This window comes from Allobosea sp. GW822-FHT03F07, assembly GCF_058801345.1.
In genome coordinates, this window is the sequence record NZ_JBXAND010000007.1 from 104,652 (window position 1) to 130,174 (window position 25,523).

22 protein-coding genes are annotated in these 25,523 nt (G+C 67.5%); 4 read left to right on the plus strand and 18 right to left on the minus strand.

All coding sequences use genetic code 11. The features are described 5' to 3' along the window. Positions 1-1,236, minus strand: coding sequence for an efflux RND transporter periplasmic adaptor subunit (locus tag AC1RMY_RS19625; protein ID WP_492867361.1), 1,236 nt, complete (start codon positions 1,234-1,236; stop codon positions 1-3). A gap of 88 nt (positions 1,237-1,324) precedes the next feature. Between AC1RMY_RS19625 and AC1RMY_RS19630 the strand changes: the two genes are divergently transcribed. Then, on the plus strand, positions 1,325-1,990 hold the full coding sequence (locus tag AC1RMY_RS19630; protein ID WP_492867362.1) for a TetR/AcrR family transcriptional regulator: 666 nt from the start codon (positions 1,325-1,327) through the stop codon (positions 1,988-1,990). 2 nt (positions 1,991-1,992) lie between these two features. Here the strand turns inward: AC1RMY_RS19630 and AC1RMY_RS19635 are convergent, their stop codons facing one another. Beyond that, on the minus strand, positions 1,993-3,426 hold the full coding sequence (locus AC1RMY_RS19635) for an amidohydrolase family protein (RefSeq protein WP_492867364.1): 1,434 nt from the start codon (positions 3,424-3,426) through the stop codon (positions 1,993-1,995). 183 nt (positions 3,427-3,609) lie between these two features. Here AC1RMY_RS19635 and AC1RMY_RS19640 point away from each other — a divergent pair, with 183 nt between their 5' ends. Continuing rightward, the gene (locus AC1RMY_RS19640; protein ID WP_492867366.1) at positions 3,610-4,551 is read left to right on the plus strand and encodes an acetamidase/formamidase family protein; all 942 of its coding nucleotides are present in this window, start codon (positions 3,610-3,612) and stop codon (positions 4,549-4,551) included. A 267-nt stretch (positions 4,552-4,818) separates the two neighbouring features. Here AC1RMY_RS19640 and AC1RMY_RS19645 read toward each other — a convergent pair whose 3' ends face one another. The 13 genes from AC1RMY_RS19645 to hemC form a co-directional block, all read right to left on the minus strand. Continuing rightward, a complete protein-coding gene (locus AC1RMY_RS19645; RefSeq protein ID WP_492867367.1) occupies positions 4,819-5,268 on the minus strand; it encodes a Ros/MucR family transcriptional regulator in 450 nt (149 codons plus the stop codon). A gap of 189 nt (positions 5,269-5,457) precedes the next feature. After that, the gene (locus AC1RMY_RS19650) at positions 5,458-7,251 is read right to left on the minus strand and encodes a coiled-coil domain-containing protein (RefSeq protein WP_492867369.1); all 1,794 of its coding nucleotides are present in this window, start codon (positions 7,249-7,251) and stop codon (positions 5,458-5,460) included. Further along, a complete protein-coding gene (locus tag AC1RMY_RS19655) occupies positions 7,235-8,353 on the minus strand; it encodes a protein-glutamate methylesterase/protein-glutamine glutaminase (RefSeq protein ID WP_492867371.1) in 1,119 nt (372 codons plus the stop codon). Before AC1RMY_RS19655 ends, AC1RMY_RS19650 begins: the two co-directional genes overlap by 17 nt. Continuing rightward, complete coding sequence (locus AC1RMY_RS19660) at positions 8,350-9,234, minus strand: CheR family methyltransferase (protein WP_492867373.1); 885 nt, start codon at positions 9,232-9,234, stop codon at positions 8,350-8,352. Before AC1RMY_RS19660 ends, AC1RMY_RS19655 begins: the two co-directional genes overlap by 4 nt. A gap of 4 nt (positions 9,235-9,238) precedes the next feature. Then, positions 9,239-9,721, minus strand: coding sequence for a chemotaxis protein CheW (locus tag AC1RMY_RS19665; RefSeq protein ID WP_492867375.1), 483 nt, complete (start codon positions 9,719-9,721; stop codon positions 9,239-9,241). Between the two features lie 82 nt (positions 9,722-9,803). Then, on the minus strand, positions 9,804-11,999 hold the full coding sequence (locus tag AC1RMY_RS19670) for a HAMP domain-containing methyl-accepting chemotaxis protein (protein ID WP_492867376.1): 2,196 nt from the start codon (positions 11,997-11,999) through the stop codon (positions 9,804-9,806). 83 nt (positions 12,000-12,082) lie between these two features. Then, on the minus strand, positions 12,083-14,146 hold the full coding sequence (locus AC1RMY_RS19675; protein WP_492867378.1) for a HAMP domain-containing methyl-accepting chemotaxis protein: 2,064 nt from the start codon (positions 14,144-14,146) through the stop codon (positions 12,083-12,085). A 29-nt stretch (positions 14,147-14,175) separates the two neighbouring features. Continuing rightward, positions 14,176-14,625: a chemotaxis protein CheW gene (locus AC1RMY_RS19680; protein WP_492867545.1), complete on the minus strand. Its 450-nt coding sequence runs from the start codon at positions 14,623-14,625 to the stop codon at positions 14,176-14,178. A 44-nt stretch (positions 14,626-14,669) separates the two neighbouring features. Next, complete coding sequence (locus AC1RMY_RS19685) at positions 14,670-16,736, minus strand: chemotaxis protein CheA (RefSeq protein ID WP_492867546.1); 2,067 nt, start codon at positions 16,734-16,736, stop codon at positions 14,670-14,672. After that, positions 16,733-17,098 (minus strand): response regulator, encoded by a 366-nt coding sequence (locus AC1RMY_RS19690; protein WP_327525161.1) that lies wholly within the window; start codon positions 17,096-17,098, stop codon positions 16,733-16,735. Before AC1RMY_RS19690 ends, AC1RMY_RS19685 begins: the two co-directional genes overlap by 4 nt. A 2-nt stretch (positions 17,099-17,100) precedes the next feature. Then, positions 17,101-17,412: an STAS domain-containing protein gene (locus AC1RMY_RS19695; protein ID WP_492867379.1), complete on the minus strand. Its 312-nt coding sequence runs from the start codon at positions 17,410-17,412 to the stop codon at positions 17,101-17,103. Between the two features lie 254 nt (positions 17,413-17,666). After that, positions 17,667-18,680, minus strand: a complete 1,014-nt coding sequence (locus AC1RMY_RS19700) for a helix-turn-helix transcriptional regulator (protein WP_492867381.1) — start codon at positions 18,678-18,680, stop codon at positions 17,667-17,669. Between the two features lie 59 nt (positions 18,681-18,739). After that, positions 18,740-19,684: a hydroxymethylbilane synthase gene (hemC, locus tag AC1RMY_RS19705; protein ID WP_492867383.1), complete on the minus strand. Its 945-nt coding sequence runs from the start codon at positions 19,682-19,684 to the stop codon at positions 18,740-18,742. Between the two features lie 228 nt (positions 19,685-19,912). On the opposite strand from hemC, the gene AC1RMY_RS19710 reads away from it, so the two are divergent. Further along, on the plus strand, positions 19,913-20,488 hold the full coding sequence (locus AC1RMY_RS19710; protein ID WP_492867385.1) for a DUF924 family protein: 576 nt from the start codon (positions 19,913-19,915) through the stop codon (positions 20,486-20,488). Between the two features lie 2 nt (positions 20,489-20,490). On the opposite strand, the gene eutC is transcribed toward AC1RMY_RS19710, so the two are convergent. Further along, the gene (gene eutC, locus AC1RMY_RS19715; RefSeq protein WP_492867387.1) at positions 20,491-21,282 is read right to left on the minus strand and encodes an ethanolamine ammonia-lyase subunit EutC; all 792 of its coding nucleotides are present in this window, start codon (positions 21,280-21,282) and stop codon (positions 20,491-20,493) included. A gap of 175 nt (positions 21,283-21,457) precedes the next feature. Further along, the gene (locus AC1RMY_RS19720; protein ID WP_492867389.1) at positions 21,458-22,846 is read right to left on the minus strand and encodes an ethanolamine ammonia-lyase subunit EutB; all 1,389 of its coding nucleotides are present in this window, start codon (positions 22,844-22,846) and stop codon (positions 21,458-21,460) included. Between the two features lie 385 nt (positions 22,847-23,231). Between AC1RMY_RS19720 and AC1RMY_RS19725 the strand changes: the two genes are divergently transcribed. Beyond that, positions 23,232-24,881, plus strand: coding sequence for a GMC family oxidoreductase (locus AC1RMY_RS19725; protein ID WP_492867391.1), 1,650 nt, complete (start codon positions 23,232-23,234; stop codon positions 24,879-24,881). Positions 24,882-25,045: 164 nt separating this feature from the next. Here the strand turns inward: AC1RMY_RS19725 and AC1RMY_RS19730 are convergent, their stop codons facing one another. Beyond that, entirely contained in the window at positions 25,046-25,519 is a 474-nt protein-coding gene (locus AC1RMY_RS19730; protein ID WP_492867392.1) for an aminoacyl-tRNA deacylase, read from the minus strand. Between the last annotated feature and the right edge of the window lie 4 nt (positions 25,520-25,523).

Genomic DNA, 25,523 nt, shown 5'->3' on the forward strand with positions numbered 1-25,523 from the left:
TCAGTTCTTTACGGTCTGGCCAGGGGCCTGCCCGGGGGACGACGCGGCCTGCCGGTTGGCGGCCTTGAGCTCGCCGCTGGCCTCGTCGATCGTGACCTCGTTGCCGGTGACGGTCTGGCCTGCGCGCACGAGCTGAGCGCCCTCGACGATGACGCGGTCGCCGTCCTTGATCCCTCGCTCGACCAGCCAGTTGTTGCCGACATTGCGCGAGGTCGCCATCACGCGCTCCTCGACCTTGCCGTCAGCGCCTACGAATTTGGCGGTCGCCTCACCCTTCGTGTTGCGACCGACTGCACGCTGCGGCAGCAGGAAGCTGTTCTCGGCGACGCCTTCCTGAACCACGGCGCGCACGAACATGCCGGGCAGCAGCAGCCGCTCGGGATTGGGGAACTCGGCCCTGACCGTGAAGGTGCCGGTGGTCTCGTCGACATTGGCCTCGGCGAATTCGAGCTTGCCGGACTGGGCGTATTCCGCCCCGGTGTCGAGCTTCAGCCTGACCGCGACATTGGGGCCCGTCAGCTTCAGCCGCCCTTCCGAAACGGCGCTGCGGAACTTCAGCAGGTTGGTGCTGGACTGGATGACGTCGACATTGATCGGTTGGAGCTGGCGGATCGTGGTCAGCGCCGTGGTCTGGCTGGCCGTCACCAGCGCGCCCGGCGTCAGCGTCGAGCGGTCGACCCGGCCGCCGATCGGCGCGGTGACCTTGGTGAAGCCAAGGTTGATCCGCGCCGTCTCGAGGCTCGCCTTGGCGGAAGCGACATCGGCCAGCGCCTGCGCGAGGGCGGCGTTGGCGTCGTCGTTGTCCTGCTTGCTGATGGCGTTCTGGCGGATCAGGTCGCGATAGCGATCGACCTTGGCCTGGGCGCTGGGCACCGCCGCCTCGGCCTTGGCCAGTGCGGCGACGGCACTGTCGAGCGCCGCCTGATAGGGCGCCGGATCGATCTCGTAGAGCAGGTCGCCGGCCTTGACCTCGCTGCCCTCGCGGAACAGGCGCGACTTGACGAGGCCGCCGACCTGCGGGCGCACCTCGGCGACGAGGCTGGCCGAGACACGGCCCGGCAATTCGGCGCTGATCGCGACCGATTGCGGACGCAGCACCACGACGCTGACCTGCGCCTGCTGCTGTGGCGGGGGCGCCGCCGCCTTTTCGCTGTTGCAGCCAGCCAGAGCCACGCCGAGCAGGGCGCCTCCCGTCAGGAGAAGGCGCTGTGTCGTGTCTGCTGGTATGATCGGCATTGGCTGCCCCATTAGGAAACTATCGAGTTTCTTATCTCTTGATTTCTGCCGCTGTCAAACGCCATTATGTTTCCAGGGGTGACTGGCGATGATCGACAATCAGACTGAAGCGGCGGCGGCGACGCTGCCGCGCGTCCGCGGGCGACCGAAGCAGCGATCCGACCAGGAGGAGCGCCGGCGCATCATCGCGATCGCGCGCGAGCTGTTCCTCGATGTCGGCTATGGAGGCACGACGATGGATGCGGTGGCGGCGCGCTGCGGCGTCTCGAAGAAGACGCTCTACCGCCTCTTCCCGGCCAAGACGGACCTGTTCGGCGCCATGGTCGCGGATCATCGCCGAACGATGCTGGCACTGCCGCGGCCAGATGACGATTTGCCCCCGGCCGAGGCACTGGCCGCGATCTTCCATCTCGACATCGGCGAGGCTGAGAATCGCGAGCGACTGGCCTTCATCCGGCTCGCCACCGCCGATGCGGACCGTTTCCCGGAGATCGGCGAGGCGATCACGCTCGAGGGGGCGGAGCCCGCACGGCGGCTGCTCGCCGACTGGCTCGCCCGGCAGCAGGAGCGTGGCGCGCTACGGCCCTTCCCGCCCGAGGCGGCCTCGCGGATGCTGATGGATATGATCTTTGCCGTGCTGGTGAAGCGTTACCCGGGCGACCAGTTGCTGACGCGCGAGAACCGCTTCGCCCATGCGCGGCGATGCATCGACGTCTTCCTGAACGGACTGGCCCGCGCCGGCGAGCCCGGCTGAATTTAGCAGCAGCCGAGGCGCGAGAGGTAATGCTGTCGCACCGCCGCCTCCAATGGCGGCAGCGCGGCGGCGAGGCCAGCGCGCTCGCCGATGCCGGAGCGATAGATGCCGCGCAGTTCGTCATGGGCGGCGTCGAGATCGACGCCCTGCACGCGGCCATGGCTGACGATGCTGCGGCCAGCGACGATCAGTTCGCGGATGTGGCGGCGGCTGGCGCGCGCGAACAGCAGATCGAGCGGGTCGACCGGCATCAGCGCGTCCTCGTCGAGCGCGGCCCGATCGAGAATCAGGAGGTCGGCTGCCTGCCCTTCCGCAACCTGACCGCCCGCTGGGGCGCCGAGCGCAATGCGGCCGTTCTCCAGCGCCATGGCGAGCACGTCGCGGGGCGCGAGTTCGACGTCGAAGCCCCAGCCTCCATGTAGCGACCAGAGCAGGCGCAGCTCGCGCAAAGCGTCGTCGTCCTCGTCGAAGGCCTGACCGTCGACGCCGAGCGCGACCTTGCAGCCGCGCCGGTGCATCTCGGCCACGGGCGCGAGGCCGGACCGCAGCGCGAGGTTCGAGGAGGTGTTGCTGGCTATCACGCAGCCGGCCTCGGCGATCATCTCCAGCTCGTCCGGTCGCGCCCAGACGCAATGGGCAAGCGTCAGGCGCGGCGAGAGCAGGCCGATCTCCTTCCAGCGCTTGACCAGCCCGTCCGGATAGGTCCGGTCCGCCCATTCGCGCTGGTATTTCGTCTCGAAGAGATGGGTGGTGACGCGCCGGCCGGTCCGGGCCGAGGCCTCGGCGACCGCCTGCCAGAGCGCGTCCGAACCCCATTGCGGGCCGTTCGGGGCATATTGGACATCGACCATCGGGCCGGCGATCGCATCGGCGACCGCATCGACGCGGGCGATCTGCTCGGCGATGGGCAGCATCGGCGCGAGATAGCGGCTCTCGATCTCGGCGCGGGTGACGGGATCCAGCGCATCGAGGACGGGGCCGTGATCGCCATAGAGCAGCGGGTTCTGGTCGCGCATGCCGACGCCGAAGGCGATGCGCACGCCGACATCGCGCGCGGCGCGCGCCATGGCCATGGCCTCGGTCGGTAGGTCGGTCAAACCGAACGGCCTGACATGGTGAATCATCACCGCGCCCTGCCCACCGAGCGCGGCGCGGCCGAGCGGGGCCAGCGTCGCGAGATAGGGATCGACGGGGGCAAACAGCGCCAGCCGGTGCAGCCAGAGTTCAAGCGGCTTGCCGAAGCCTCCGACCGAGCTCGTGCGGATCGGACGGGCATGGTCATGCGCGTTGACGAGGGCGGGCAGCACGACGACGTCGTCCTGTGGCGCGTCAGCGGACGGCGCGATGCCGGCGATGCGCCCGTCGTCGAGCGTGAGCGTTACGTCCGACAGGCTCCTGCGCGCGTCGAAGGCGTGTCCGGCTGTGATCTGGCGCAAGCTGGTGTCTCCGTCGGACGAGCTGGCTTGGAGATGCCGGAAGCAAAGCCCCACTTCAAGGCGCATGGCAGCAAGAAGCGCGCCGGTCCGGCGACGGGCCGCGCAAATTTGCACTCGACAGGCCAAGGACCCGCAGCCCATCCTGAGACCATACCGGCCCCGGAGCGCGCAAACGAGCCCCCTATGCCCCATCATCTGCAAGCCTCGCCCGAAACCTGCCATTGGGGCTATTTCGACGCCCGCGTTCCACCCGCCCTGACGATCGCCAGCGGCGAGACGGTGACGATCGAATCCGTCAGCGGGACGGCCGAGGTGCTGCCGCCGGCGGGCTTCCATATTCCCCCTGAGCTGCATGCGATTCACGCCGCGCAGAAGGGGCCGCCGTTTGGGCCGCACATCCTGACCGGCGCCGTCGCGGTCGAAGGCGCCTGGCCCGGCGACGTACTGCAGATTGACATCGAGCAGATCTCGCTCAGGCAGGACTGGGGCTACAACCTCAACCGGCCGCTCGCCGGCACGCTGCCGGACGATTTCCCGAACTTCCACCTGATGAACATCCCGCTCGACTCCGCCCGTATGGTCGGGACGATGCCCTGGGGGCTGGAACTGCCGCTGGCGCCGTTCTTCGGGGTGATGGGCGTGGCGCCGCCGTTCGAATGGGGTCGCTGCACCTCGATCATCCCGCGCGCCTTCGGCGGCAATCTCGACAACAAGGAACTGGTCGCCGGCACGACGCTCTACCTGCCGGTCTTCGTGCCTGGCGCGCTGTTCTCGGTCGGCGATGGCCATGGCGTGCAGGGTGACGGCGAGGTCAACGTCACCGCCATCGAGACGGCGCTGTCAGGCACCTTCCGGCTGACCGTGCGCAAGGATCTGCGCTTCACCTATCCGCGCGCGGAGACGCCGACCCATGTCATCACCTGCGGCATGGACCCGGATCTCGATCGCTGCGCCGAGAGGGCCCTTCGCGACATGATCGTGCTGGTCGTCGAGCGCACCGGCATCACCCGCGAGCAGGCCTATGGCCTGTGTTCGATGGCCGCCGACCTGCGCGTCACCCAGACGGTGAACCAGCACAAGGGCGTGCACTGCATGCTGCGGAAAGAGCTGCTCGCAGCGCACTGACGACACGCCTGCCTGGAACCGCCGTCGTCATCCCGGGGGCAGGCCGCAGGCCTGAGCCAGAAGCGATGCCGATCATCGCAGGGACGCTGACGCCGGAGAGCTTTTCTGGAGCCCGCATCGGTTCTGGGTTCCGGGCCCATCGCTGCGCGATGTCCCGGAATGGCTGCGGAGGTCCGTCTCAAAGCAAAAGCGCCCGGCCGGAGCCGGGCGCTTCGTGTCTCTCAGATCCTGCTCGTCGGGCCGTACTTGCGTCAGGCCGTACCTGCGTCAGGCCTTGGCGCGGGCCGCACGCTTGGGCTTGGCCGGGACGACCGGCGTGGCGGCCTTGCGGCCGAGACCCATCGACTTGGCCAGCGCCGAACGCGCCTCGGCATAGGCCGGGGCGACCATGGGATAATCGGCCGGCAGACCCCATTTCGTGCGGTACTGTTCGGGCGTCAGATCATATTTGCTGCTGAGGTGGCGCTTCAACGACTTGAAGGCCTTGCCGTCCTCGAGACAGATGATCGCATCCGGCGTGACCGACTTGCGGATCGACACTGCTGGAACCAGCGGCGCCGCAGCCGGTGCTTCGGGCTCGCCGCCAAGCTTCGCGAGTGAAGCGTGGACGCTCGCGATCAGATCAGCGAGGTCCGCACGCGGGACATTGTTGCGGGCGACATAAGCGGAAACGATCGAGGTGGTCAGATCGAGAAGCTCTTCGTTGTTGTCTGCCATGGGACATTCCGATCGCGAGAAGAAAATGACATTGCTGTTGAACACTGTACCGGGATTACGGCGAAGATCGGTCTATGTCTATCGTAAACACACCGAATTTCGGCCCGACATCTGCTCAATCACTACTCACTCGATGAATTTCAACCCACATGCTCGCATTGCGCGCATTCTTGACAGGACCTTCTCTGCTCAGAACAGGATATCGTCGAGGTCATCCGCAGCCTGAACGACGACGGCCGGCGCAGCGGCACCCGCTCCATCCGGCAGGAGCAGCCCGACGACGGCCTGGTGAATATTGCGCTCGCCCACCATCGTGTAGCTGGGCCAGACATGCGCATCGATCAGCCCGCGCACGCGCTCGGCCACGCCAGCCCGCTCCGGCATCTCCCGATCGGCAACCGAACGCGCGAGTTCTACCGCGCCCGATGCGATCAGATCGCTCATCGCGCCGGCATTGGAGAAGGACAGGCGGGCCCGCGCGACGACCTCGCCGAAGCCGCCGCCCTCGCGGCTGAGCTGGCCCAGCGTCACGCCGAGGCGGTCGCCGGTCTGGCGCATGGCGGCCAGCGAGTCGCGCATCGCGCTGTCCAGCGCGGCGAAATGCGCCGCGTCGAGACGCCCACCGCTCTTCAGCGCACTCGACGTCTGCTGCATCTGGGCGAAGGTCGGCGTCAGCGCCGCGGCATCGCTGGCCACCTGGTCGGCCGCGAATTTCAGCTCCTGGGCGATGACGACGAGGCTGCGCCCGCCGGTGCCGATCCGTGCCGCCCGCAGGCCGGCATTCATGCCGATCAGCACGATGCTGGAGACCGTGTCGGCGAGAGCCGCGACGGTTTCCTGGCAGGTTTCCAGAACGGTCGAGAGCGCGTCGGTGACACGGTCGACGCCGGAACGCGCGCGATCGCATTTGGCGAGCAGATCGGCTGCCTGGGCCAGCTCCGCTTCCAGCTCGGCCAGAAACGAGCCGGACTTGCCGCCGTCGCCCTGATAGAGCGAGTGAACCAAATCGAGCAGGCCTGCCGTGTCGCCCGCGAGCAGGGCAAGCGCAGATTCGATTGCGTCCGCATCCTGCGACAGCGTCAGCGCGCTCTCGTCGAGCTGGGCAGCCTGCAGCCGGCGCAACACCAGCGTAGCGGCGCTTCGCTCCTGCGCATCGAGTTCCGCACCCGGCCCGTCCCCCGCCGCGATAGCGCCGAGCAGACGCAAGGCCTTGATCGCATGCTCCAGGCGCTGGCGGATGCTGTCGCCCGATTGCAGGGCGATGATCGCGCCGCCGGCGGCCATGGCGATCTTGCCGGAATGCAGCGCCGCATCACTGGTCAGCGAGACGCTGCGCTGCTGGCGCTGCGCGACCTCGGCCAGGGTCTGCTCGAGACTGCCGGCGAGCGCCGACAGCGCCTGGCTATAGCGCCCCTCGAAATCACGCTGGGCCGTCAGCGCCGTGCCGAGCAAGGCGCTGAGCTGGTCATGGTCGCGGGCGCAGTTCTGGATGGTGCGCTGGGCCTGCGTGGTGAGGGCGACGATCTCGCTGGTGAAATCGCCGAAATCGCGGCCGGCGGCCTGAACCGAGACGGCCTCGATGCGGGCGCTGCGGGCCAGGATGGTAATCAGCCGCATATGCTCGAGCAGACGGTCGAGGGCTTGCGAAGCGTCCTTGCTGTGCGTGGCGAGTTCCTGAAGCACGCCGGTCTCGTCATGCAGGCCGTCATTGATGGCGCGCAGTTCGCCGGCGAGGCCGGAGAGGGTGCGGCCCGCCTCGGCGATCTCATCGCCCGAGAGCTCCGCCGAAAGCGTCGAAAGCTTGTCCTTCAGGCCCTCAAATAGGCTCAAGCCCTCGCCGAGCTGGCTGCCGGCCCTGGCGAAGGTGACGTCGATCTCGCGCGCGCTGCCTTCAAGCGCCTGGATCAGTCTCGGCAAGGCCGGATCGTTGCCGTCCATCGCCATTCCGCCCCCACCGCCACCGATCTCAGACGCCGCGCGCATTCTCGCCCCCTGCACCCGTCCCTGCCCCTGTCGTCGCCTGCGGCCACGCCATGATCTCCTGCGGTACACGCGAGAGCTTGACGATCCGTTCGGCCGCGCCAAGATCGATCGCCTCCTTCGGCATGCCGAAGACGACGCAGCTCTCGGCGTCCTGCGCCAGAGTGCGGGCGCCGGCCTTGCGCATCTCGAGCAGGCCGCGGGCGCCGTCGTCGCCCATGCCGGTCATGATGATGCCGAGCGCATTGGCGCCGGCATATTGCGCGGCCGACCGGAACAGCACGTCGACGGAGGGACGGTGACGCGAGACATGCGGCCCGTCCTTGATCGCGATGCGATATTGCTGGCCGACGCGCTGCAGCAGCATGTGGCGATTGCCGGGCGCGATCAAGACGCGCCCGGTGGAAACCTCGTCGCCATCCTCGGCTTCCTTGATCTCCATCGCGCAGATGCCGTTCAGCCGCCGCGCGAAGGCGAGCGTGAACTTCTCCGGCATATGCTGGACGATGGCGATGCCGGGGCAGTTTGCCGGCAATTGCTCGAGCACCTCGCGCAGGGTTTCGGTGCCACCGGTCGAGATGCCGATGCAGACGATCCGATCCGTCGCATGCCGGACGCGGCCGAGAACCGGCGGCGGCAGGATCGCGTCCGCCGTCAGCTTCTTCTCGACCTGCATGCGCGGCTCGCGCGGCCGCAGCCTCGCCTGCGAGGCGGCACGGACGGCATGGCGCAGCCGGTCGGCCGTCTCCATCAGCGCAAGGCGCGTATCGATGCGCGGCTTGGGCAGGACGTCGACGGCCCCGGCTTCCAGCGCATCGAACAGGGCGCGCGATCCAGCCTCGGTCAAGGTCGAGCAGATAATGACGGGAATAGGCCGCTGCGCCATGATCTTGCGCAGGAAGGTCAGGCCGTCCATGCCAGGCATCTCGATGTCGAGGATCATGACATCGGGCAGCTCGTTCTGCAGGCGGCGGGCGGCGGCGAAGGCGTCCGCCGCCGTGCCCATGACCTCGATGCCGGGGTCCTCACCGAGGATCGAACTGAGGACCTGACGCACCGAGGCGGAGTCGTCGACGATGAGGACTCGGATGGGCTTGCGGCTCATGCTGCCGACCTCCCGCTGACGCGCCCGCCCGCCTGGTAGATGGTGGGCACGACGGAACGCAATTCGTCGATGCCACTCCCTGCCATCGATTCCGAATGGCCGAGCATCAGATAGCCGCCTGGACGCAAATGCGAGGCGAGGCGCGACAGCACCGCCTGCTGCGTCGGCCGGTCGAAATAGATCAGCACATTGCGGCAGAAGATCACGTCGACGTCGCGGTCGAAGGGGTAGCTCTCGTCCATCAGGTTCAGCCGCTCGAAATGAACCTGGCGGCGGAGTTCGGGGGTGACCCTGACGACGTCGTCGCGCGGATCCTTCGAGCGCATCAGATAGCGCTGCTGCATCGGCGAGGGCACCGGCGCCACGAAGGCGCGCGGGTAGATCGCCGAACGCGCCTCCTTGAGCACCTCGGTCGAGATGTCCGTGCCCAGGATCGAGAAGCGCGCGACTTTGCCGGCGGTGACCAGATCCTGCAGGACCATCGCGGCGGTATAGGCCTCCGCCCCGGTCGAGGCGGCAGCGCTCCAGACCTTCAGGTTCGGCGGACGCCCGCCATGGCGCTGCGTCAGCTGTGGCACGGCGATGTCGCGCAGGAACTCGAAATGGCTCGGCTCGCGGAAGAAGTCGGTCTTGTTCGTGGTGACGCAGTCGATCAGGTGGATGAGCTCGTCGTCGAGCCCGCCGCGCTCGAACAGATGCGCTCCATAGGCGTGAAGCCCCGACAGGCCGAGCACCCGCACGCGCTTGCGCAGGCGGCCTTCGACCATGGTCCGCTTGGTCTGCGGCAGCTTGATGCCGACGCGCGACTCGATGACGTTGGCGATCGCATTGAAATGCTTGTCGGTGAGATGATCGAGGATCTCGGAAGCAGACGGCTTCATGGGGTCAGGCGGCCTTTTCCGGAGCGACAGCAGCCAGCGCCGGCAGATCGCCGGACTCCATGAGGCGTTCGAGGTCGAACACCACGATGAAGGCCTCGCCCTTGCGCCCGATGCCGGCGATGTAGTTCGACTGCCAGCGGCCGCCGACATCGGGGGCCGCCTCGGTGTGGTCGTCGTCGAGACCGGTCACCTCGAAGACGCGGTCGGCGACGAAGCCGACGCCCAGCGTGCGTCCCTTGACGGGCACGTCTAGGATGATGATCCGGGTGGCGTCGGTCGGCTCGGCGCGGGGCAGCCCGAGCTTGGTGCGCAGATCGACGATCGGGTAGCCCGCGCCGCGGACATCGATCATGCCGAGCAGGAAATTCGGCGCATGCGGCAGCTTCGAGATCGGCCGCATGTCGAGGATTTCCCGGACATTGCGGATATCGATGCCGAACAGCTCCTGGTCGATGCCGAGCGTCAGATATTGGGCGGTATCAGCCATGGTGACCTCGCGGTGAAAAGGGGCAGGCCGCTGCCTGGACCGAAGCAGCCCGGCCCCGCTCCTCGCGGAACCGGGCGCCCGGTCAGTTGCGGTGGAAGGCGGCGTCGTCCTGGTCCTCGCCGCCATCCATGTCGAAGGCGAAGCCGCCATTGGCGACCTTCTTGGCGGGGCGGGCCGGCGCCTTCTTTGGCTGGATCGCCGCGGCCATGCTGGCCGCCTTGCCGCGGAGCTGCTTGACCGCCTTGTCGACGACGATCGGCTGGGCCGCCGGCTGATGACCGGCACGATCGTCGAGACGGAAGAAGGCGATGGTGGACTGCAACTGCTCAGCCTGGGCGGCGAGTTCCTCGGAGGTGGCCGAGACCTGCTCGGAGGCCGCGGCGTTCTGCTGGGTGACCTTGTCGAGCTGCTGGATCGCCTGGTTGATCTGGGTCGAGCCGACATCCTGCTCGCGGCAGGCCGCCGTGATCTCCTCGACCAGTTCGGCGGTCTTCTTGATGTCCGGCACCAGCTTCGCCAGCATCGCACCGGCCTCCTGCGCGACCTTCACCGTGTCGGTCGAAAGCGTGCCGATCTCGGCCGCCGCCGCCTGGCTGCGCTCGGCGAGCTTGCGCACCTCGGAGGCCACCACCGCGAAGCCCTTGCCGTGCTCGCCCGCACGGGCCGCTTCCACCGCCGCGTTGAGCGCCAGCAGATCGGTCTGGCGGGCGATCTCCTGGACGATGTTGATCTTCGCCGCGATCGTCTGCATCGCGTCGACCGCCTTGCCGACCGCAACGCCCGAGGCCTCGGCGTCCTTGGCCGACTGGCCCGCCATCTTCTCGGTCGTCGCCGCGTTCTCGGCGTTCTGCTTCACATTCGCCGCCATCTCCTCCATCGAGGACGAGGCTTCCTCCGTCGACGAGGCCTGCTCGGTCGAGCCCTGCGACAACTGCTCCGCGCTCGCCGACAACTCCTGCGAACCCGACGAGACGTTCTCCGCAGCCTGGATCGCCTGGGTGACGATGGTACGCAGCTTCTCCAGCATGTTCTCCAGCGAGATGCCCAGCGTGTCCTTGTCCGAGAGGCGCTTGGCCTCGACGGTCAGGTCGCCATTGGCGATCGCATCGGCGACGGTGGCGGTGGCGTTGAGGTTGGCCGTCATGGTGTTGAGCGAGGTCACGAGATCGCCGATCTCGTCATTGCTCTTGACGGCGATGGTCTGGCTGAGATCGCCGATGGCGACCGCGTTGGCGAGGCCGACCGCGCTCGACAGGCCGCGGCTGATGTTGAGCGCGATCCAGGTAGCGGCTGCGATGGCGATCAGCAGCGTGCCGAGGACGATCGAGATCAGCAGGTTGCGGGCGAAGGCGGCGCTATCCGCAGCTTCCTTAGCCGCCTCGGCGGCCGCGCCCTTGATGTAGTCGGTATATTCGTCGAGCAGGGCCATCATCTCGGAAGTGGCAACGGTGCCTTCACCCATCGACAGGTTGGCGGCGCGAATCGAACCGGCCTCCGCCGCGATCTGCGCGACCTTGGTGATCGATTCCAGCGCGCTCGAGAAGGCCGCAAGCGTCCTCTCGGTCGAAGTGCCCGCTTCGGCAATCGGACCGGCGGCCTTGGCGAGCGCGGCACGCACGGTCTGGATCTGGTCCATCGTCGCCTTGCTCAGACGCTGGACGTCCTCGGCGGTCGTGGCGCCGAAGAGCTGGGTCGCGGTGCGGGTCAGGCGCAGCCATTCGAGGCGGGCGTTCTGGAATTCATAGGCGGCAGCGAGCGCCGCCGGCGAGGAGCCCGGCTTGACGAGGTCGGCGAGCATCGCATTCGTCGTGGCCGTGATGTTGGCGATGCGGGCGTTCGTCTCGTTGGTCCAGAGCTCGAAGGCGCGGGCGCTGGAGTTCTGCTTGGCAAATCCGAGGACCTGGTCCTGAACCGAGATAAAGCGCGCGATCTTCGGCGCCATCGCGTCCCAGCGGCGCTTGCCGGCCTCGTCCGCATTGGCCTGGAGCCGGTCGCGAAGCTTCAGGGCCTCGGCGCGCGCATTGGTGGCGGTCTCGATGTTGGTGGCGATGTCCTTGTCGGCCGACGCCATCACCGCGTTCTTCTCGGCCCGGATCGAGCGGTTGAAGAAGGTGCGGATGTCGCCGATCAGGTCGAGCCGGTTGCTCCAGCGGATCAGAGTGCCCTGGGTTTCCGTCATGTTGGACAGCTGCTGGTACGACAACGCACCAGCGACCGTCGACAGGACGATGACGACTCCGAAGGCAGCGGCCAGTTTAGCCTTGATGGTGAAACGCATGACTTGATCCACGATAGGAGAAGATGATCGTCGAGATGTGGAGAGAGGGCGATGCCCCCTCCCGCAGGAAGGGCAGGCGGTCGTCAGGAGGCGCGACGGAACTGGGCGTCGTGCTCGTCTTCCGCCTCGTCGAGATCGAAGGCGAAGCCGCCCGTCTTGCCCTTGGGAGCGCGGGCAGGCGCGGCCTTGGCCTTCTTGGGCGCGGCGGCGGCCTTCATCTGCGCGGCCTTGGCCTTGAGCTTGCCGACGGCCTGGCCGATCCCCGCTTGCGTGTCGTCGATCCGGAAGAAGGCGATGGTGGACTGGAGCTGCTCAGCCTGGGCGGCGAGTTCCTCGGAGGTGGCCGAGACCTGCTCGGAGGCCGCGGCGTTCTGCTGGGTGACCTTGTCGAGCTGCTGGATCGCCTGGTTGATCTGGGTCGAGCCGACATCCTGCTCGCGGCAGGCCGCCGTGATCTCCTCGACCAGTTCGGCGGTCTTCTTGATGTCCGGCACCAGCTTGGCCAGCATCGCGCCGGCCTCCTGCGCGACCTTCACCGTATCGGTCGAAAGCGTGCCGATCTCGGCCGCCGCCGCCTGGCTGCGCTCGGCGAGCTTGCGCACCTCGGAGGCCACCACCGCGAAGCCCTTGCCGTGCTCGCCCGCACGGGCCGCTTCCACCGCCGCGTTCAGCGCCAGCAGATCGGTCTGGCGGGCGATCTCCTGGACGATGTTGATCTTCGCCGCGATCGTCTGCATCGCGTCGACCGCCTTGCCGACCGCAACGCCCGAGGCCTCGGCGTCCTTGGCCGACTGGCCCGCCATCTTCTCGGTCGTCGCCGCGTTCTCGGCGTTCTGCTTCACATTCGCCGCCATCTCCTCCATCGAGGACGAGGCTTCCTCCGTCGAAGAGGCCTGCTCCGTCGAGCCCTGCGACAACTGCTCCGCGCTCGCCGACAACTCCTGCGAACCCGACGAGACGTTCTCCGCAGCCTGGATCGCGTCACCCACGACCTGGCGCAACTTCTCGACCGTGCCGTTCAGCGCCATCATGAGATCGCCGACCTCGTCATTGGTGCTGGGCTTGACGGTGCGGGTCAGGTCGCCGGCAGCGACCGCATTGGCCAGCGAGACGGCGCCGGCAAGGCCCCGGCTGATGCTGAGCGCAATCCAGGTCGCGGCGGCCATGGCGATCAGCAGCGAGGCGCTGACGATAGAGATAAGCAGCGTCTTGGCGAAGGCTGCGGCGGAGAGCGCCGTGTCGCCGATCTCGCTCATGCGCTTCTCGGCGAAGTCGCCATAGGCATCGAAAGCGGCGATGGTTTCGAGCAGCGCCTTGCGACCCTCGCCCTTGCTGAGTTCGACCGCACGGATGTTGCCGCCCTCGCGCGCCATGTCGAGGGCACGCGATGCGATGGCAACAAGCTGCTCGGTGCGCGTTTCCAGCGTCTGCGTCGACAAGCCGAGCGGCCTGAGCGCCGCCGCCGTGCTCGTCAGCGAACGTTTCAGATTCTCGATCTGATTAAGCGCACCGCGACGCCGGCTGTCGAGATCGGCGATCGAGTCGGCCGTCAGCGTTTCGACGACAATGCGCAGCGTCCGCGCCGTCTCATAGCGCATCGTCATGAGCTGCCGGGCGGCTGCGACGCTCGCCAGCGAATCCGGGGTCTTGTCGAGATCAGCGAGCAAGCCGTCGAAGGTGCTGTTCTGGCCGGCGACGGCCGGGACGCCCTCGTTGATCCACAGGCCCTCGGCCCGGTTGCCGGAATTGAGCCTGGCCTGCTTGATCGTCTCGTCCTGAATCTCGTTCAGGGTCTTCATCCTGGCCGAAGCCTGGTCGAGCAGACGCTTGCCCTGCTCGCTGGCCGCGGCATGGATCTCGGACATCATCCGCGAGACGACGGCACGCCGCGTGGCGAGTTCGCCCGCGGCCGCCTCGATGTCCCTGTCGGCGGTCGACAGGATGACGTTCTTCTCCGCCCGGATCTGGGCCTGCAGGTTGTTCTGCAAGTCGCTGAGCTTGGCGACGCGCTGGCCCTGCTCGATGATCGTCTGCTCGGCCTGCGCCATTTCGGAGAGTTCGTAATAGGCGATGCCGCCCGCCGTCATCGACAGGGCGATGATGACACCGAATGTGGAAGCCAGCTTGGCCTTGATGGTGAATCGCATCTTCGTAGCCCCCAAAATAGAACGAGCGATCAGCCCAGGATCCGGGCCATGTCGGGAACGATGACGAATTCGTCGTTCCACTTGGTGATGAAGCGGATGAATTCGGGCCGCCAATGGCTGCCCAGGCGCGGCGTCTGCTGGGCGTGCCGGGTCGAGACCTCGGTAACCTCGTAGACCTTGTCGGCGAGCAGCCCGAGCGTGACGGGATCGCCGTCGATCTCGACCTCGACGACGACGATGCGGGTGTCGGCCGTCTGTTCGGATTTCTGCATGCCGAAGCGGATGCGCAGATCGGCGAGCGGGATGACGTTGCCGCGGACATTGACGAGCGCGGGCAGGAAGGCGCGGGCGCCGGCGACGCGCGTCACCGGGACGGGGTCGATGATCTCGCGGACCATATCGGTCTCGATCGCGAAGATCTCGTTGCCGAGCCCGACCATCAGCACCTGCAGGTCGGCCTCGGTCGCGGGCGACGGCATCGTGGCGGCCTGCCCGGACGTCGCTTGCATCTGAGCCTGGTTCATCACGCGGCCTCCGGCGTTCTGTCGCTCTCCGCCCGGGCCTGGCCGAGGGTGACGAGCTGGGCGACATCCAGGATCAGCGCCGCCGAGCCATCACCGAGGATGGTGGCGCCGGAGAACATGGTGACGTCCGAATGGAGCTTGGACAGCGACTTGATCACCGTCTGGTGGCTGCCGATGATCTGGTCGACGACGAGGCCGACGCGGGTGTCGCCGACCGAGGTCACGATCACCTTCTGGTGCGGATCGGCCTCGCCTTCAGCCTCGAAGAGGTCGCGCAGGCGCAGGAAGGGCACGAGCTCGCCGCGCACGTTCAGGAAGCTGCGTCCCTTGGCGCGGGCCTCGTCGGCCGCCGTCAGCTCGATGCATTCCTCCACCGCCGAGAGCGGGATGATGTAGCGGCCTTCGCCGACACGGATCAAAAGCCCATCGATGATGGCGAGCGTCAGCGGCAGGCGCAGCGTGACGGAGGAGCCATGGCCGGGAATGGTGGTCAGGTCGATGGTGCCGCGCATCGCCTCGATGGTGCGCTTGACCACGTCCATGCCGACGCCGCGGCCCGACAGCGCCGAGATGGTCTTGGCGGTCGAGAAGCCCGGATGGAACAGGAACTGGTGGATGTCGTGTTCGCTCAGATTCGCGCCCGGCTGGATCAAGCCGTTCTCCTCGGCCTTGGCGCGGATGCGGGCGGTGTTGAGGCCGGCGCCGTCATCCTGGACGGTGACCAGCACCTGCGCCCCGACATAACGCGCCGCGAGCTCGATGCGGCCCGTCGCCGATTTCGACGTCTTCGCGCGCTCCTCGGCGCCCTCGATGCCGTGGTCGATGGCGTTGCGGATCAGGTGGACCAGCGGATCGGCGAGGCGCTCGATCATGGTCTTGTCCATCTCGGTGTCCTCGCCGACGGTGACGAAGTCGACCGGCTTGCCGAGATCGCGCGACAGGTCGTGGACGAGGCGGCGGAAGCGGCCGAAGAGCGAGCCCATCGGCACCATGCGGACGCCCATGGTCGAGTCACGCAGGCCCGACGCCAGGCGCTCGATCTCCTCGGCGATCGCCTTGATCGCGAGGTCGGTGCCGGAATGGGCGATCTGGCTGAGACGGGCCTGAGCGATGACGAGTTCGCCGACACGGTCCATCAATTCGTCGAGACGCTCGGCCTGGACGCGAACGGTCGAGGTCTTGTCCTCGGCGCGGCGGTTCAGCTCGGTCTTTTCGGGGGCGGCCGGGGTGGAGGGGCGCTCGGGCACGGCGCGCGGCGCCAGCGTCACCGGCGCGGCGGCGACCGGTTCGAGGGCGACATCGGGCATCGACATGTCGAGTGCGGCGAAAGCCGGCGAAGCCGTCTCGCCCAGAGCCGAAATGACGAGCTTCATCTCGTCGCGGACGAACATGAAGACGTCCTCGATCTCGTCCTTGGAGCAGGCGCTCTGCAGCGTCACCGTCCAGGTGATCAGGCAGCTTTCCGGATCGAGCGCATCGAGCTCGGGGACCTTGTCGAGATCGGCCAGGACCGTGCAGGGGCCGAGCGCCCGCAGATCGTCGAGCAAGACGAGCGGGTTTGTGCCGTTGCGCAGGATGTCGGGCTCGAAGGCGATCTCGATCGTCCAGCCCGCCTGCCGCGGCTCGGGCGGCGTGGGTTCGTCGACGCTCTGGACTCCGGCAGCCGGCGCTTCCGCGCGCGGCGCGGTGGCACCCGCACCGATCAGGCGCTGGAGCTCCTCGACGATGGCATCGCCGATGATCGGATCGGTGGAATCGGGATCCTCGATCAGCGTGCGGATATAGTCCCTGGCCGAGAGCGAGACCGTGACGATGTCGTGGTTCGCATCGATCTTGCCCTTGCGGATCAGGTCGAAGGCGGTCTCGAAATCATGGGTGAAGGCCGCGACCTTGTCGAAGCCGAACATCGCGCCCGAGCCCTTGATCGTGTGCAGCGCCCGGAAGGCGGCGTCGATCAGGTCGCGGTCCCGCGGGGTCTGGCCGAGGTCGAGCAGCACGGTCTCGAGCGAGTCGAGCAGTTCCGAGGCTTCCTGGCGGAAGGTTTCGGTGGGATCGAGTTCCATCAGCTTCTCACCAGCTTGGCGACGACAGCGAGAAGCTGCTCGGGCTTGAACGGCTTGGTGATCCAGCCCGTGGCGCCGGCGGCCTTGGCCTCCTGCTTCACCGCTTCGTCGGATTCGGTGGTGAGGAAGACGATCGGCACGCCCATGAAGCTGGGCAACCCGCGCAGCGCCTTGATCATCTGCATGCCGTTCATCACGGGCATGTTGAGATCGGTGATGACGAGGTCGAAGCTCTGCGCCTTGGCCTTGGCGAGCCCCTCGGAGCCGTCGCCGGCCTCGACGACATTGTGCCCGGCCGGCCCGAGGACGAGCTTGATCATCTGCCTGACGCTCGGGGAATCGTCGACGGTAAGGATGTTGGCCATGATCAGTTCCCGGACTGTGCGAAAGGCGCTGCGCCGGGCAGCGTCACCCCGGCGCGCTCGAAGGCGGAACGGACGCTCTCCGTCACCGCAAGCATGGTGAAGGGCAGGCCACGCGCGGCGAAGCTGCGCTGAGCGCTGACGATGGTCTGGACGAAGGTGATGTCGGCCTGTTCGATTGCGGCACAGTCGATCTCGACGCCGGCACCCGAATTAACCACGCCGACCAATGAAGCCGTCACGAACCTTGAATTTCGAAGCGTACAATCTGACCCTAGGTCAACTTTTGTGACAACTTCAGCGCCCATATTGCTCATATTGACCGCACCAAAACTCGAACAACACAACAATTACGATCTTCCCTCCAAGATATATAAGCATATTCACTTATAATTCACTTAACGCCCAAATCTATCCCATTTAGATATTGTTGATTATCATGCGTACCTGGAGTCGGCCTTGCGCTACGCGAGTCATCGCAGCTGCGCCCGGCAGCACTCCGGTAACCATAACCGGCCGCATTGGTTATTTTGTTGCTGCAGCGCGATAGCCGGGTCGCTCGGCCCGGCTATCAGCGCCTCCGCCGCGTCTGGGAAGGCTGCTCGCCGAAGGCCTGGCGATAGTCGAGGGCGAAATGGCCCCGGTTGACGAAGCCCCAATGCCGCGCGACCGCCTCGATCGGGCGTGCCGAGAGCGGGTCGAGCAGCTCCGCTCGAACTCCGTTCAGCCGCGCCCGCTTGATGTAGTCGTGCGGAGACATCTGCTTGTGGCGGCGAAAGCCCTCCTGCAGCGAGCGCAGGCCGATGCCGATGGCCTCAGCGACGTCCTGCACCGTGAGGGGGCCTGTCGTGTGCCCGTCGATGAAATCCACCGCGCGCCTGACCTGCCAGGGCGCGGGTGCCGCCGGCTGCCGGTCGAACCAGGACGAATAGCGATGCGGCACGCTTTCCAGGATGAGCATGATCAGAGCGTTGCGCAGCATCTTCGCCGCATGCGGCGCCCGCGCCAGCGCAGCATCGCCCTGAAACCCGGCGGCAATGGCCGCCATGATGCCGGCGATCGCCGCGCCCGCGGCCGAGCCGGCATCGAAGGCCGTCGCGACATCGAGCCGCTCGGTCACCGGGCGCTCGAAGGCATCCTGGAGCGTCCGCGCGACCTCCTCGGCATGGAGCGTCACGGTCGAATGGACGCTCCCTTCGGCATATTCGCCGCTCTGGGCCAATGCCGTGTTGAGAATCAGGCCGTGGCCGGGAACCGCAGCCAGCGTCTCGCGGCCGACCGAGTAGAGCGTGCCGCCGGCTCTCACCAGACGAATGGTCAGATTGTCGTGCGGCTCGCCGCGCCGGAGCCTCATGCCGCCGAGGTAGGCGGCCTGGACGAGATGGGCGCAGGCGAAGCCGTGCGCCGTCAGGCGGGCCTCGAAGCCGGCCCCCCCGAGCGGTTCGAGCACGAGGTCGCGGCGCAGCAGATCGATGAGCCAGGCCTGCGTCTGCCCGACATCGCGGCTGACGAAGTCGAGGCCGGCCGGCACCGGGCCAGGCCCGGCCTTGCGCTTCTCGAGGAGCTTCGACGCGGGCCTCTTCATGTAACCATCTGAGGCTCGGCCGTGCGGCCGATCAAGAGGGCTGAGCGACGTGCCGGCCCTCAGGCACCGACATATTTGAAGTGCGAGCCGATGCTGCGATAGGACGCCTCGAGCACATCGACGCCACCGGCCAGCTTCAGCGCCTCGGCCGTCGCCAGGCCGAGTTCGACGGCCTCGGCGCCCGGCCGATCGAGCGTCGCGGTCAGCCGCTTTGCGCCGTCGAAGGATGTGATCTGGCCATGCAGGTGAAGCCGGTCGCCCTGCCAGACCGCGCTCGCCCCGACCGGCAGGCTGCAGCCGGCGCCGAGCGCATGCAGCATCGCCCGCTCGCCATCGACCTCGGCGCGCGCCTTCGGATCCTCGATATCCTTGAGCATGGCGAGGATATGCGCATCTGCCGCGCGGGCCTGAACGCCGAGCGCGCCCTGTCCGATCGCATAGGGGAACAGCATGGGATCGAGCACTTCGGAGGTCGCGCCTTCAAGGCCCAGCCGCTGCAGCCCGGCCTGCGCCAGGATGACGGCGTCGAGCCCGTCATCGCCGTTGATCTTGGCCAGGCGCGGGCCGACATTGCCGCGGATCGGCACGATCTCGACATCGGGCCGCAGGCTCAGCATCTGCGAGCGCCGGCGCAGCGAGCCGGTGCCGACGCGGGCGCCCTGCCGCAGCTCCGCGAGCGTCGCGCCGCAGAGCACGTCGCGCGGATCGGCGCGCTCGGGGACGGCGGCGAGCACGAGCCCCTCGCGCAGCGTCGTCGGCAGGTCCTTCAGCGAATGGACGACGATGTCGACTTCGCCCGAGACGAGCTGCTCCTCATGCTCGGTCGAGAACACGCCGATCATGCCGAACTGATGGAACTCGGACTTCCGGTCCTTGTCGGCGATGGTGGCGATCGTATGCAGCTCGAACGTGGTGTCGGGATGTTTCGCCTTGATCAGCCCGGCGATGTAATTCGTCTGGGCCATCGCCAACGGGCTGCGGCGCGTGCCGATTTTCAGGAGCATCGAAGAACAACCTACCCCGGAGGCCGTGTCGCCTCCTCATTCGCACGGGTCTATATCAGCGGATGGCCCTTGCCGCGAGTGCGGCGTACCACCACTGCGGCGGGACGCCTTGGCCTGGATCAAGGATACATCGTCCATTCGACGGCGGCCGACGCTCTGCGCCGCCGCCGCGAATTGAACACAGCGCCTGCGGCATGGTCGTGCCGCGGCGGGCAGAGGAGATCAGGGATGATACTCGAAGTCGCGGAGAAGCCGCAGCGCATCGTCCCGGTCACGGCGGAGACGGTCGTCGATTTCTGGCGGGATGCCGGCCCCGAGCGCTGGTTCAGGAAGGATGCGGCCTTCGACACGCTGTTCCGCGAGCGCTTCCTGCCGCTTCATTTCGCAGCGGCGCGGCGGGAACACGACGACTGGGCGCAGACGCCGATCGGCTCGCTCGCCTTGATCATCCTGCTCGACCAGTTCCCGCGCAACAGCTTCCGAGGGACGGCGCATATGTATGCGACCGATCCGCTCGCGCGGCATTTCGCCCGGCGGGCGCAGGGATCAGGCCATGGCGAGGCGATCGATGCGGAACTGCGGCTCTTCCTGCACCTGCCCTTCTGCCATTCCGAGGATATCGCGGACCAGGATCTGTCGGTCGCGCTCAGCACGCCGCTCGGCGGGCCGGCGCGCGAGCATGCCGAGGGGCATCGCGAGATCATCCGCCGCTTCGGACGCTTCCCGCATCGCAACGCCCTGCTCGGCCGCGAGACGACGGCGGAGGAGCAGGCCTTCCTGGCCGAGGGCGGCTTCGCCGGCTGAGGTCAGCCTTCGGGCATCAGCGCCGGTCCCTCTCCCGCCTCGAGCGCGGCGTCGCTGTCGTCCTTGAGATCGACGCCGGTCAGCGCGCGGCGGAAGCCCTGGTCGATCAGCCAGGCGAGCTTGAAGGCGGCGTGCTGGAAGCCGAGGCCGCCGGGGCGGATGTTCGAAATGCAGTTGCGCGCGGCGTCGGTCAGGCCGCGCCGCGGGGCGAAGGTCAGATAGGCGCCGAGCGAATCGGGCGAGGACAGGCCGGGGCGCTCGCCGATCAGCACCACGACCATCCGCGCGCCCAGCGCTTCCGCCGCCTCGTCGCCCAGCGCGACGCGCGCCTGCGAGGCGATGACGAGCGGCGCCAGCATCAGCTGCTGGCGCCGCAGGAAGGGCAGCAGCGCCGCGATGAAAGGTACGGCATTCTGCTGCACGGCGGTCGAGGACAGGCCGTCGGCGACGATAATGGCGAGATCGTAGCCACCGCGACGCGCCGCCAACACAGCCCCGCTCTCCGGCGAGAGGCTGCGGCCGAGATCGGGACGGCGCAGATAGTCCTCGCGCGAACGGGCCGCGCTTTCGACCAAGAGCGTCTCGATCCCGAGGCCGGCCAATCCGGCCGCGACCTCCTCGGGATGGAAGGGCGCGTGCACCGCGTCGCGAGCCTGGGCATGGGCGAGGCCGAAGCGCAGCACCTCGCGCATCGGCAGGGAGGAGCCCGAACGGCCGAGCGCGATGCGCGCCGGGGTCAAACGCGCGAGTTCGGCGAAGCGGGTCGCGACCGGGGGCTTGTCCGACGTGCTCATGGGCTTCTCTCTGAAGCCGGATCGATGTGAACGGGCGCCGCGTCATCCCGGACAAGCGGCAAAGCTGCGCCGATCCGGGATCCATCGTAAGGCTCCGGCGCCCTCCGATGGATCCCGGGGCAAGCCCGGGATGACGGCGCGAAACGGCAACTGTTCGAAAAATCGCCTATGCCGCTCATGCCGCGCGGTCCTGCATCGCGGTCAGCAAGGCCTGTCCGCCCTGCCCGGCGCTGAGCCGACCGGCCGCATCGACGATGTCCATCCGCCGGAGCCAGTCCTCGAATTCCGGCGCGCGCTTCAGGCCGAGAACCTCGCGGATATAGAGCTGGTCGTGGAAGGAGGTCGACTGGTAGTTCAGCATCACGTCGTCGGCGCCCGGAACGCCCATGATGAAATTGACGCCGGCCGTGCCCAGCAAGGTGAGCAGCGTGTCCATGTCGTCCTGATCGGCCTCGGCATGGTTGGTGTAGCAGATGTCGCAGCCCATCGGCACGCCCAGCAGCTTGCCGCAGAAATGATCCTCGAGCCCGGCGCGGATGATCTGCTTGCCGTCATAGAGATATTCCGGGCCGATGAAGCCGACGACCGTGTTGACCAGCAGCGGCTGATAGGCCCGGCAGACCGCATAGGCGCGCGCCTCCAGCGTCTGCTGGTCGACGCCGTGATGGGCTCCTGCAGAGAGCGCCGCGCCTTGGCCCGTCTCGAAATACATCAGGTTGTCGCCGACCGTGCCGCGCTTCTGCGAGCGGCCGGCCTCCAGCCCCTCCTGCAAAACGGACAGCGTGACACCGAAGGAAGCATTGGCCGCTTGCGTTCCCGCGACCGACTGGAAGACGAGATCGACCGGCGCGCCCTGCTCGATCAGCGCGATCGAGGAGGTGACATGGGTCAGGATGCAGGCCTGCGTCGGGATCTCGAAGCGAGCGATGACGCCGTCGAGCAGGTGCAACAGTTCGCCGATCCGCTGCGTGCTGTCGGAGGCCGGATTGATGCCGATCACCGCGTCGCCGCAGCCATAGCTCAAACCGTCGATGGTCGAGGCGAGGATGCCGGCGGCATCGTCGGTCGGGTGGTTCGGCTGGATGCGGACGGCAAGGCGGCCGGGCAGGCCCAGCGTATTGCGGAAGCGCGTGACGACCCGGCATTTGCGCGCCACGAGAATAAGGTCCTGGTTGCGCATCAGCTTGGAGACGGCCGCCGCCATCTCCGGCGTGATGCCGGGTGCGAGCCTGGCCAGAGCCTCCGTCGTCGCGACCTCCGAGCAGAGCCAGTCGCGGAACTCGCCAACGGTCAGGGAGGCGACGGGCGCGAAGGCCGCGGCGTCATGCGTGTCGACGATCAGGCGGGTGACCTCGTCCTCCTCGTAGGGCACCAACGCCTCGTGCAGGAAGCTGCGCAGCGGCAGATCGGCCAGTGCGATCCTGGCCGCCATCATCTCCTCCATGCTGCCGGCGGCGAGCCCGGCCAGCCGGTCGCCGGAGCGCAGCGGCGTCGCCTTCGCCATCAGTTCCTTGAGGTCGGCGAAGACGTAAGACTGCCTGCCGACGGCGACGCGATACCCCATCAACCCTCTCCCGGACGCGGGCCCGATACGTCCTGCGCCATATCAACCGCTCGGCGCGGCGCAAGCAAGGCGCGGGCCGATATCGCTTTCGGGGCTCTCCCCTCGCAGAAATTACGCTGTCATCCCGGACGGAGCGAAGCGCAGATCCGGGATCCATGCCGGAGCGCGTGCCGGAAAGGTTCAGGCATGGATCCCGGGTCGCCCTGCGATCGCCCGGGATGACCCGCGCATGATGACGCAGTTCCGAGCCTGATCAGCGCTTGAGAGCGTGAGGGGCCGCGCATACGCCTTTTGCAGCCACGCGGCATTGCCGCCACACCCCGCGCCCCTTATCCCCTAGCTGACGAGAGCGGGGCCACACCCGCCGCCACGAGCAGGGAACGCCATGGCTGAAACAGACGATACCGGACGCCGCACGATCGGCACTTACGACTATGTCGTAATCGGCGCCGGGTCGGCCGGCTGCTTGCTCGCCAATCGGCTCTCCCGCAACCCGAAGAACCGCGTGCTGGTACTGGAAGCCGGCGGGCGCGACGACTGGATCTGGTTCCACATCCCGGTCGGTTATCTCTTCGCCATCGGCAACCCCCGCGCCGACTGGCTGTTCCAGACCGAGCCGCAGGCCGGGCTCGGCGGGCGCGCCCTGCCCTATCCGCGCGGCAAGGTGCTGGGCGGCTCGTCTGCGATCAACGCCATGGTCTATATGCGCGGGCAGGCGGCGGATTATGACGGCTGGCGCCAGCTCGGCCTGACCGGCTGGGGCTGGGACGACGTGCTGCCCTATTTCCTGGCGCATGAGGACCATGTCGGGGCCGGCGACGGCCGCCTGCACAAGGCCGGCGGGGAATGGCGCGTCGAGAATCCGCGCGTGCGCTGGGCCATTCTGGACGCGATCCGCGAGGCGGCCGCGGCAGCGGGCATCGCCAAGATCGACGATTTCAACACCGGCGACAATGAAGGCTCGTCCTATTTCCAGGTGAACCAGCGGCGTGGCCGGCGGCTCAGCACCTTCAACGCCTTCCTGCGGCCGGTGCTGGACAAGCGCGAGGATCATCTGCGGCTCGAGATGGGCGTGCTTGTCGAGCGCGTCGTGGTCGATGGCGGCCGGGCCAAGGCGGTCGAATTCACGCATGGAGGCGAGAAGCTGCGCGTCGAGGTCGCGGGAGAGGTCGTGCTCAGCGCCGGCGCCGTCGGCTCGCCCGCCTTGCTCGAACGCTCCGGGATCGGAGGCGGCGCGCGCCTGCAAGGCCTGGGCATCGCAACCGTGGCGGACCTGCCCGGCGTCGGCGAGAATCTGCAGGACCATCTCCAGATCCGCCCGGTCTACAAGGTCGAGGGCGTGCGCACGCTCAACAGCGACTATGCCAAGCTCTGGCGCCGGCCGCTGATGGCGCTGCAATATGCGGCGCTGCGCAGCGGCCCGCTGACGATGGCGCCCTCCCAGGTCGGCGCCTTCGCGAAGTCATCACCCGAGCAGGCGACCGCGAACCTGCAATATCATTTCCAGCCGCTCTCGCTGGATTCATGGGGCTCCGGCTTGCATCCCTTCGATGCCTTCACAGCCAGCGTCTGCAACCTGCGCCCGACCAGCCGCGGGCATATCCACATCAGGACGCCGCATGCCGCGGACGCGCCGGCGATCTCGCCGAATTATCTCGACACGGAAGCCGACCGACAGGTGGCGATCGACGCGATGAAGCTGACGCGACGGATCGTGTCGCAGGCGCCGCTCGCCCGCTTCCGGCCGCAGGAGCACATGCCCGGCCCGGCAGCGAGCAGCGACGCCGAGCTGCTGGATGCTGCGGCGAAGCTCGGCACGACGATCTTCCACCCGGTCGGCACGGCGAAGATGGGTCGCGCGGACGATGCCCGCGCCGTGCTCGACGAGCGGCTGCGGGTGCGCGGCATCGTGGGCCTGCGGGTCATCGACGCCTCGGTGATGCCGGCGATCACCTCCGGCAACACCGCCAACCCGACGATGATGATCGCGGAGAAGGGCGCGGCGATGATGCTGGAGGACGCACGGAGCCGCTGACGGCCGTCGCGGCGGCCGGCGTGGTCAATGCGATGAAACGAGGCGTCATCCCGGACAAGCTGCGAAGCAGCGCCGCTCCGGGATCCATCGTAAGGCGCCGGAGCCCTTCGACGGATCCCGGGACAAGCCCGGGATAACGGCACAGGGGCGAGAAAATTCCGCGCCTATAGTGCCGGATGGCTGAAGCGGGCGACCTTGGCGCCCTTCATCAGGTTCCGGAAATCCGGTCCGCTGACACGCACCAGCGTCTTGTGATCGCCGCCCTCAAAATAGATGTCGCTGGCGTTGCCGAGGCTCTCGTCCAGGATCACCGGCACGTCATAGGCCGATCCGATCGGCGGGATCGCGCCAAGATCGCAATCGCTGAACAAGGTGCTGACCTCGTCCTCGGAGGCGAGGCCGAGCCGCTTGTTCATGACGTCCTGCAATGCAGAGAGCTCGATCCGGTGCGTGCTCGGCACGACGGCCAGCGCGTATCCGGTCTCATGATGCACGACCACGGATTTGGCCAGGCTGTTGCCGGAGACATGCGCCGCTATCGCCGACTGGTTGCTGGTCCGCGTGCGGTGATGCGAGACGGTATCGTAGGCGATGCCCTCGCCGTCGATATAATCACGAAGTTTCTTTGCAATCGTCATGGTA

Excerpts from the sequence above, each read along its gene's own strand:
- AC1RMY_RS19625 (WP_492867361.1), bottom strand. The coding sequence starts at position 1,236 with ATGCCGATCATACCAGCAGACACGACACAGCGCCTTCTCCTGACGGGA.
- AC1RMY_RS19630 (WP_492867362.1), top strand. The coding sequence starts at position 1,325 with ATGATCGACAATCAGACTGAAGCGGCGGCGGCGACGCTGCCGCGCGTC.
- AC1RMY_RS19640 (WP_492867366.1), top strand. The coding sequence starts at position 3,610 with ATGCCCCATCATCTGCAAGCCTCGCCCGAAACCTGCCATTGGGGCTAT.
- AC1RMY_RS19645 (WP_492867367.1), bottom strand. The coding sequence starts at position 5,268 with ATGGCAGACAACAACGAAGAGCTTCTCGATCTGACCACCTCGATCGTT.
- AC1RMY_RS19650 (WP_492867369.1), bottom strand. The coding sequence starts at position 7,251 with ATGCGCGCGGCGTCTGAGATCGGTGGCGGTGGGGGCGGAATGGCGATG.
- AC1RMY_RS19655 (WP_492867371.1), bottom strand. The coding sequence starts at position 8,353 with ATGAGCCGCAAGCCCATCCGAGTCCTCATCGTCGACGACTCCGCCTCG.
- AC1RMY_RS19660 (WP_492867373.1), bottom strand. The coding sequence starts at position 9,234 with ATGAAGCCGTCTGCTTCCGAGATCCTCGATCATCTCACCGACAAGCAT.
- AC1RMY_RS19665 (WP_492867375.1), bottom strand. The coding sequence starts at position 9,721 with ATGGCTGATACCGCCCAATATCTGACGCTCGGCATCGACCAGGAGCTG.
- AC1RMY_RS19670 (WP_492867376.1), bottom strand. The coding sequence starts at position 11,999 with ATGCGTTTCACCATCAAGGCTAAACTGGCCGCTGCCTTCGGAGTCGTC.
- AC1RMY_RS19675 (WP_492867378.1), bottom strand. The coding sequence starts at position 14,146 with ATGCGATTCACCATCAAGGCCAAGCTGGCTTCCACATTCGGTGTCATC.
- AC1RMY_RS19680 (WP_492867545.1), bottom strand. The coding sequence starts at position 14,625 with ATGCCGTCGCCCGCGACCGAGGCCGACCTGCAGGTGCTGATGGTCGGG.
- AC1RMY_RS19690 (WP_327525161.1), bottom strand. The coding sequence starts at position 17,098 with ATGGCCAACATCCTTACCGTCGACGATTCCCCGAGCGTCAGGCAGATG.
- AC1RMY_RS19695 (WP_492867379.1), bottom strand. The coding sequence starts at position 17,412 with ATGAGCAATATGGGCGCTGAAGTTGTCACAAAAGTTGACCTAGGGTCA.
- AC1RMY_RS19700 (WP_492867381.1), bottom strand. The coding sequence starts at position 18,680 with ATGAAGAGGCCCGCGTCGAAGCTCCTCGAGAAGCGCAAGGCCGGGCCT.
- hemC (WP_492867383.1), bottom strand. The coding sequence starts at position 19,684 with ATGCTCCTGAAAATCGGCACGCGCCGCAGCCCGTTGGCGATGGCCCAG.
- AC1RMY_RS19710 (WP_492867385.1), top strand. The coding sequence starts at position 19,913 with ATGATACTCGAAGTCGCGGAGAAGCCGCAGCGCATCGTCCCGGTCACG.
- eutC (WP_492867387.1), bottom strand. The coding sequence starts at position 21,282 with ATGAGCACGTCGGACAAGCCCCCGGTCGCGACCCGCTTCGCCGAACTC.
- AC1RMY_RS19720 (WP_492867389.1), bottom strand. The coding sequence starts at position 22,846 with ATGGGGTATCGCGTCGCCGTCGGCAGGCAGTCTTACGTCTTCGCCGAC.
- AC1RMY_RS19725 (WP_492867391.1), top strand. The coding sequence starts at position 23,232 with ATGGCTGAAACAGACGATACCGGACGCCGCACGATCGGCACTTACGAC.
- AC1RMY_RS19730 (WP_492867392.1), bottom strand. The coding sequence starts at position 25,519 with ATGACGATTGCAAAGAAACTTCGTGATTATATCGACGGCGAGGGCATC.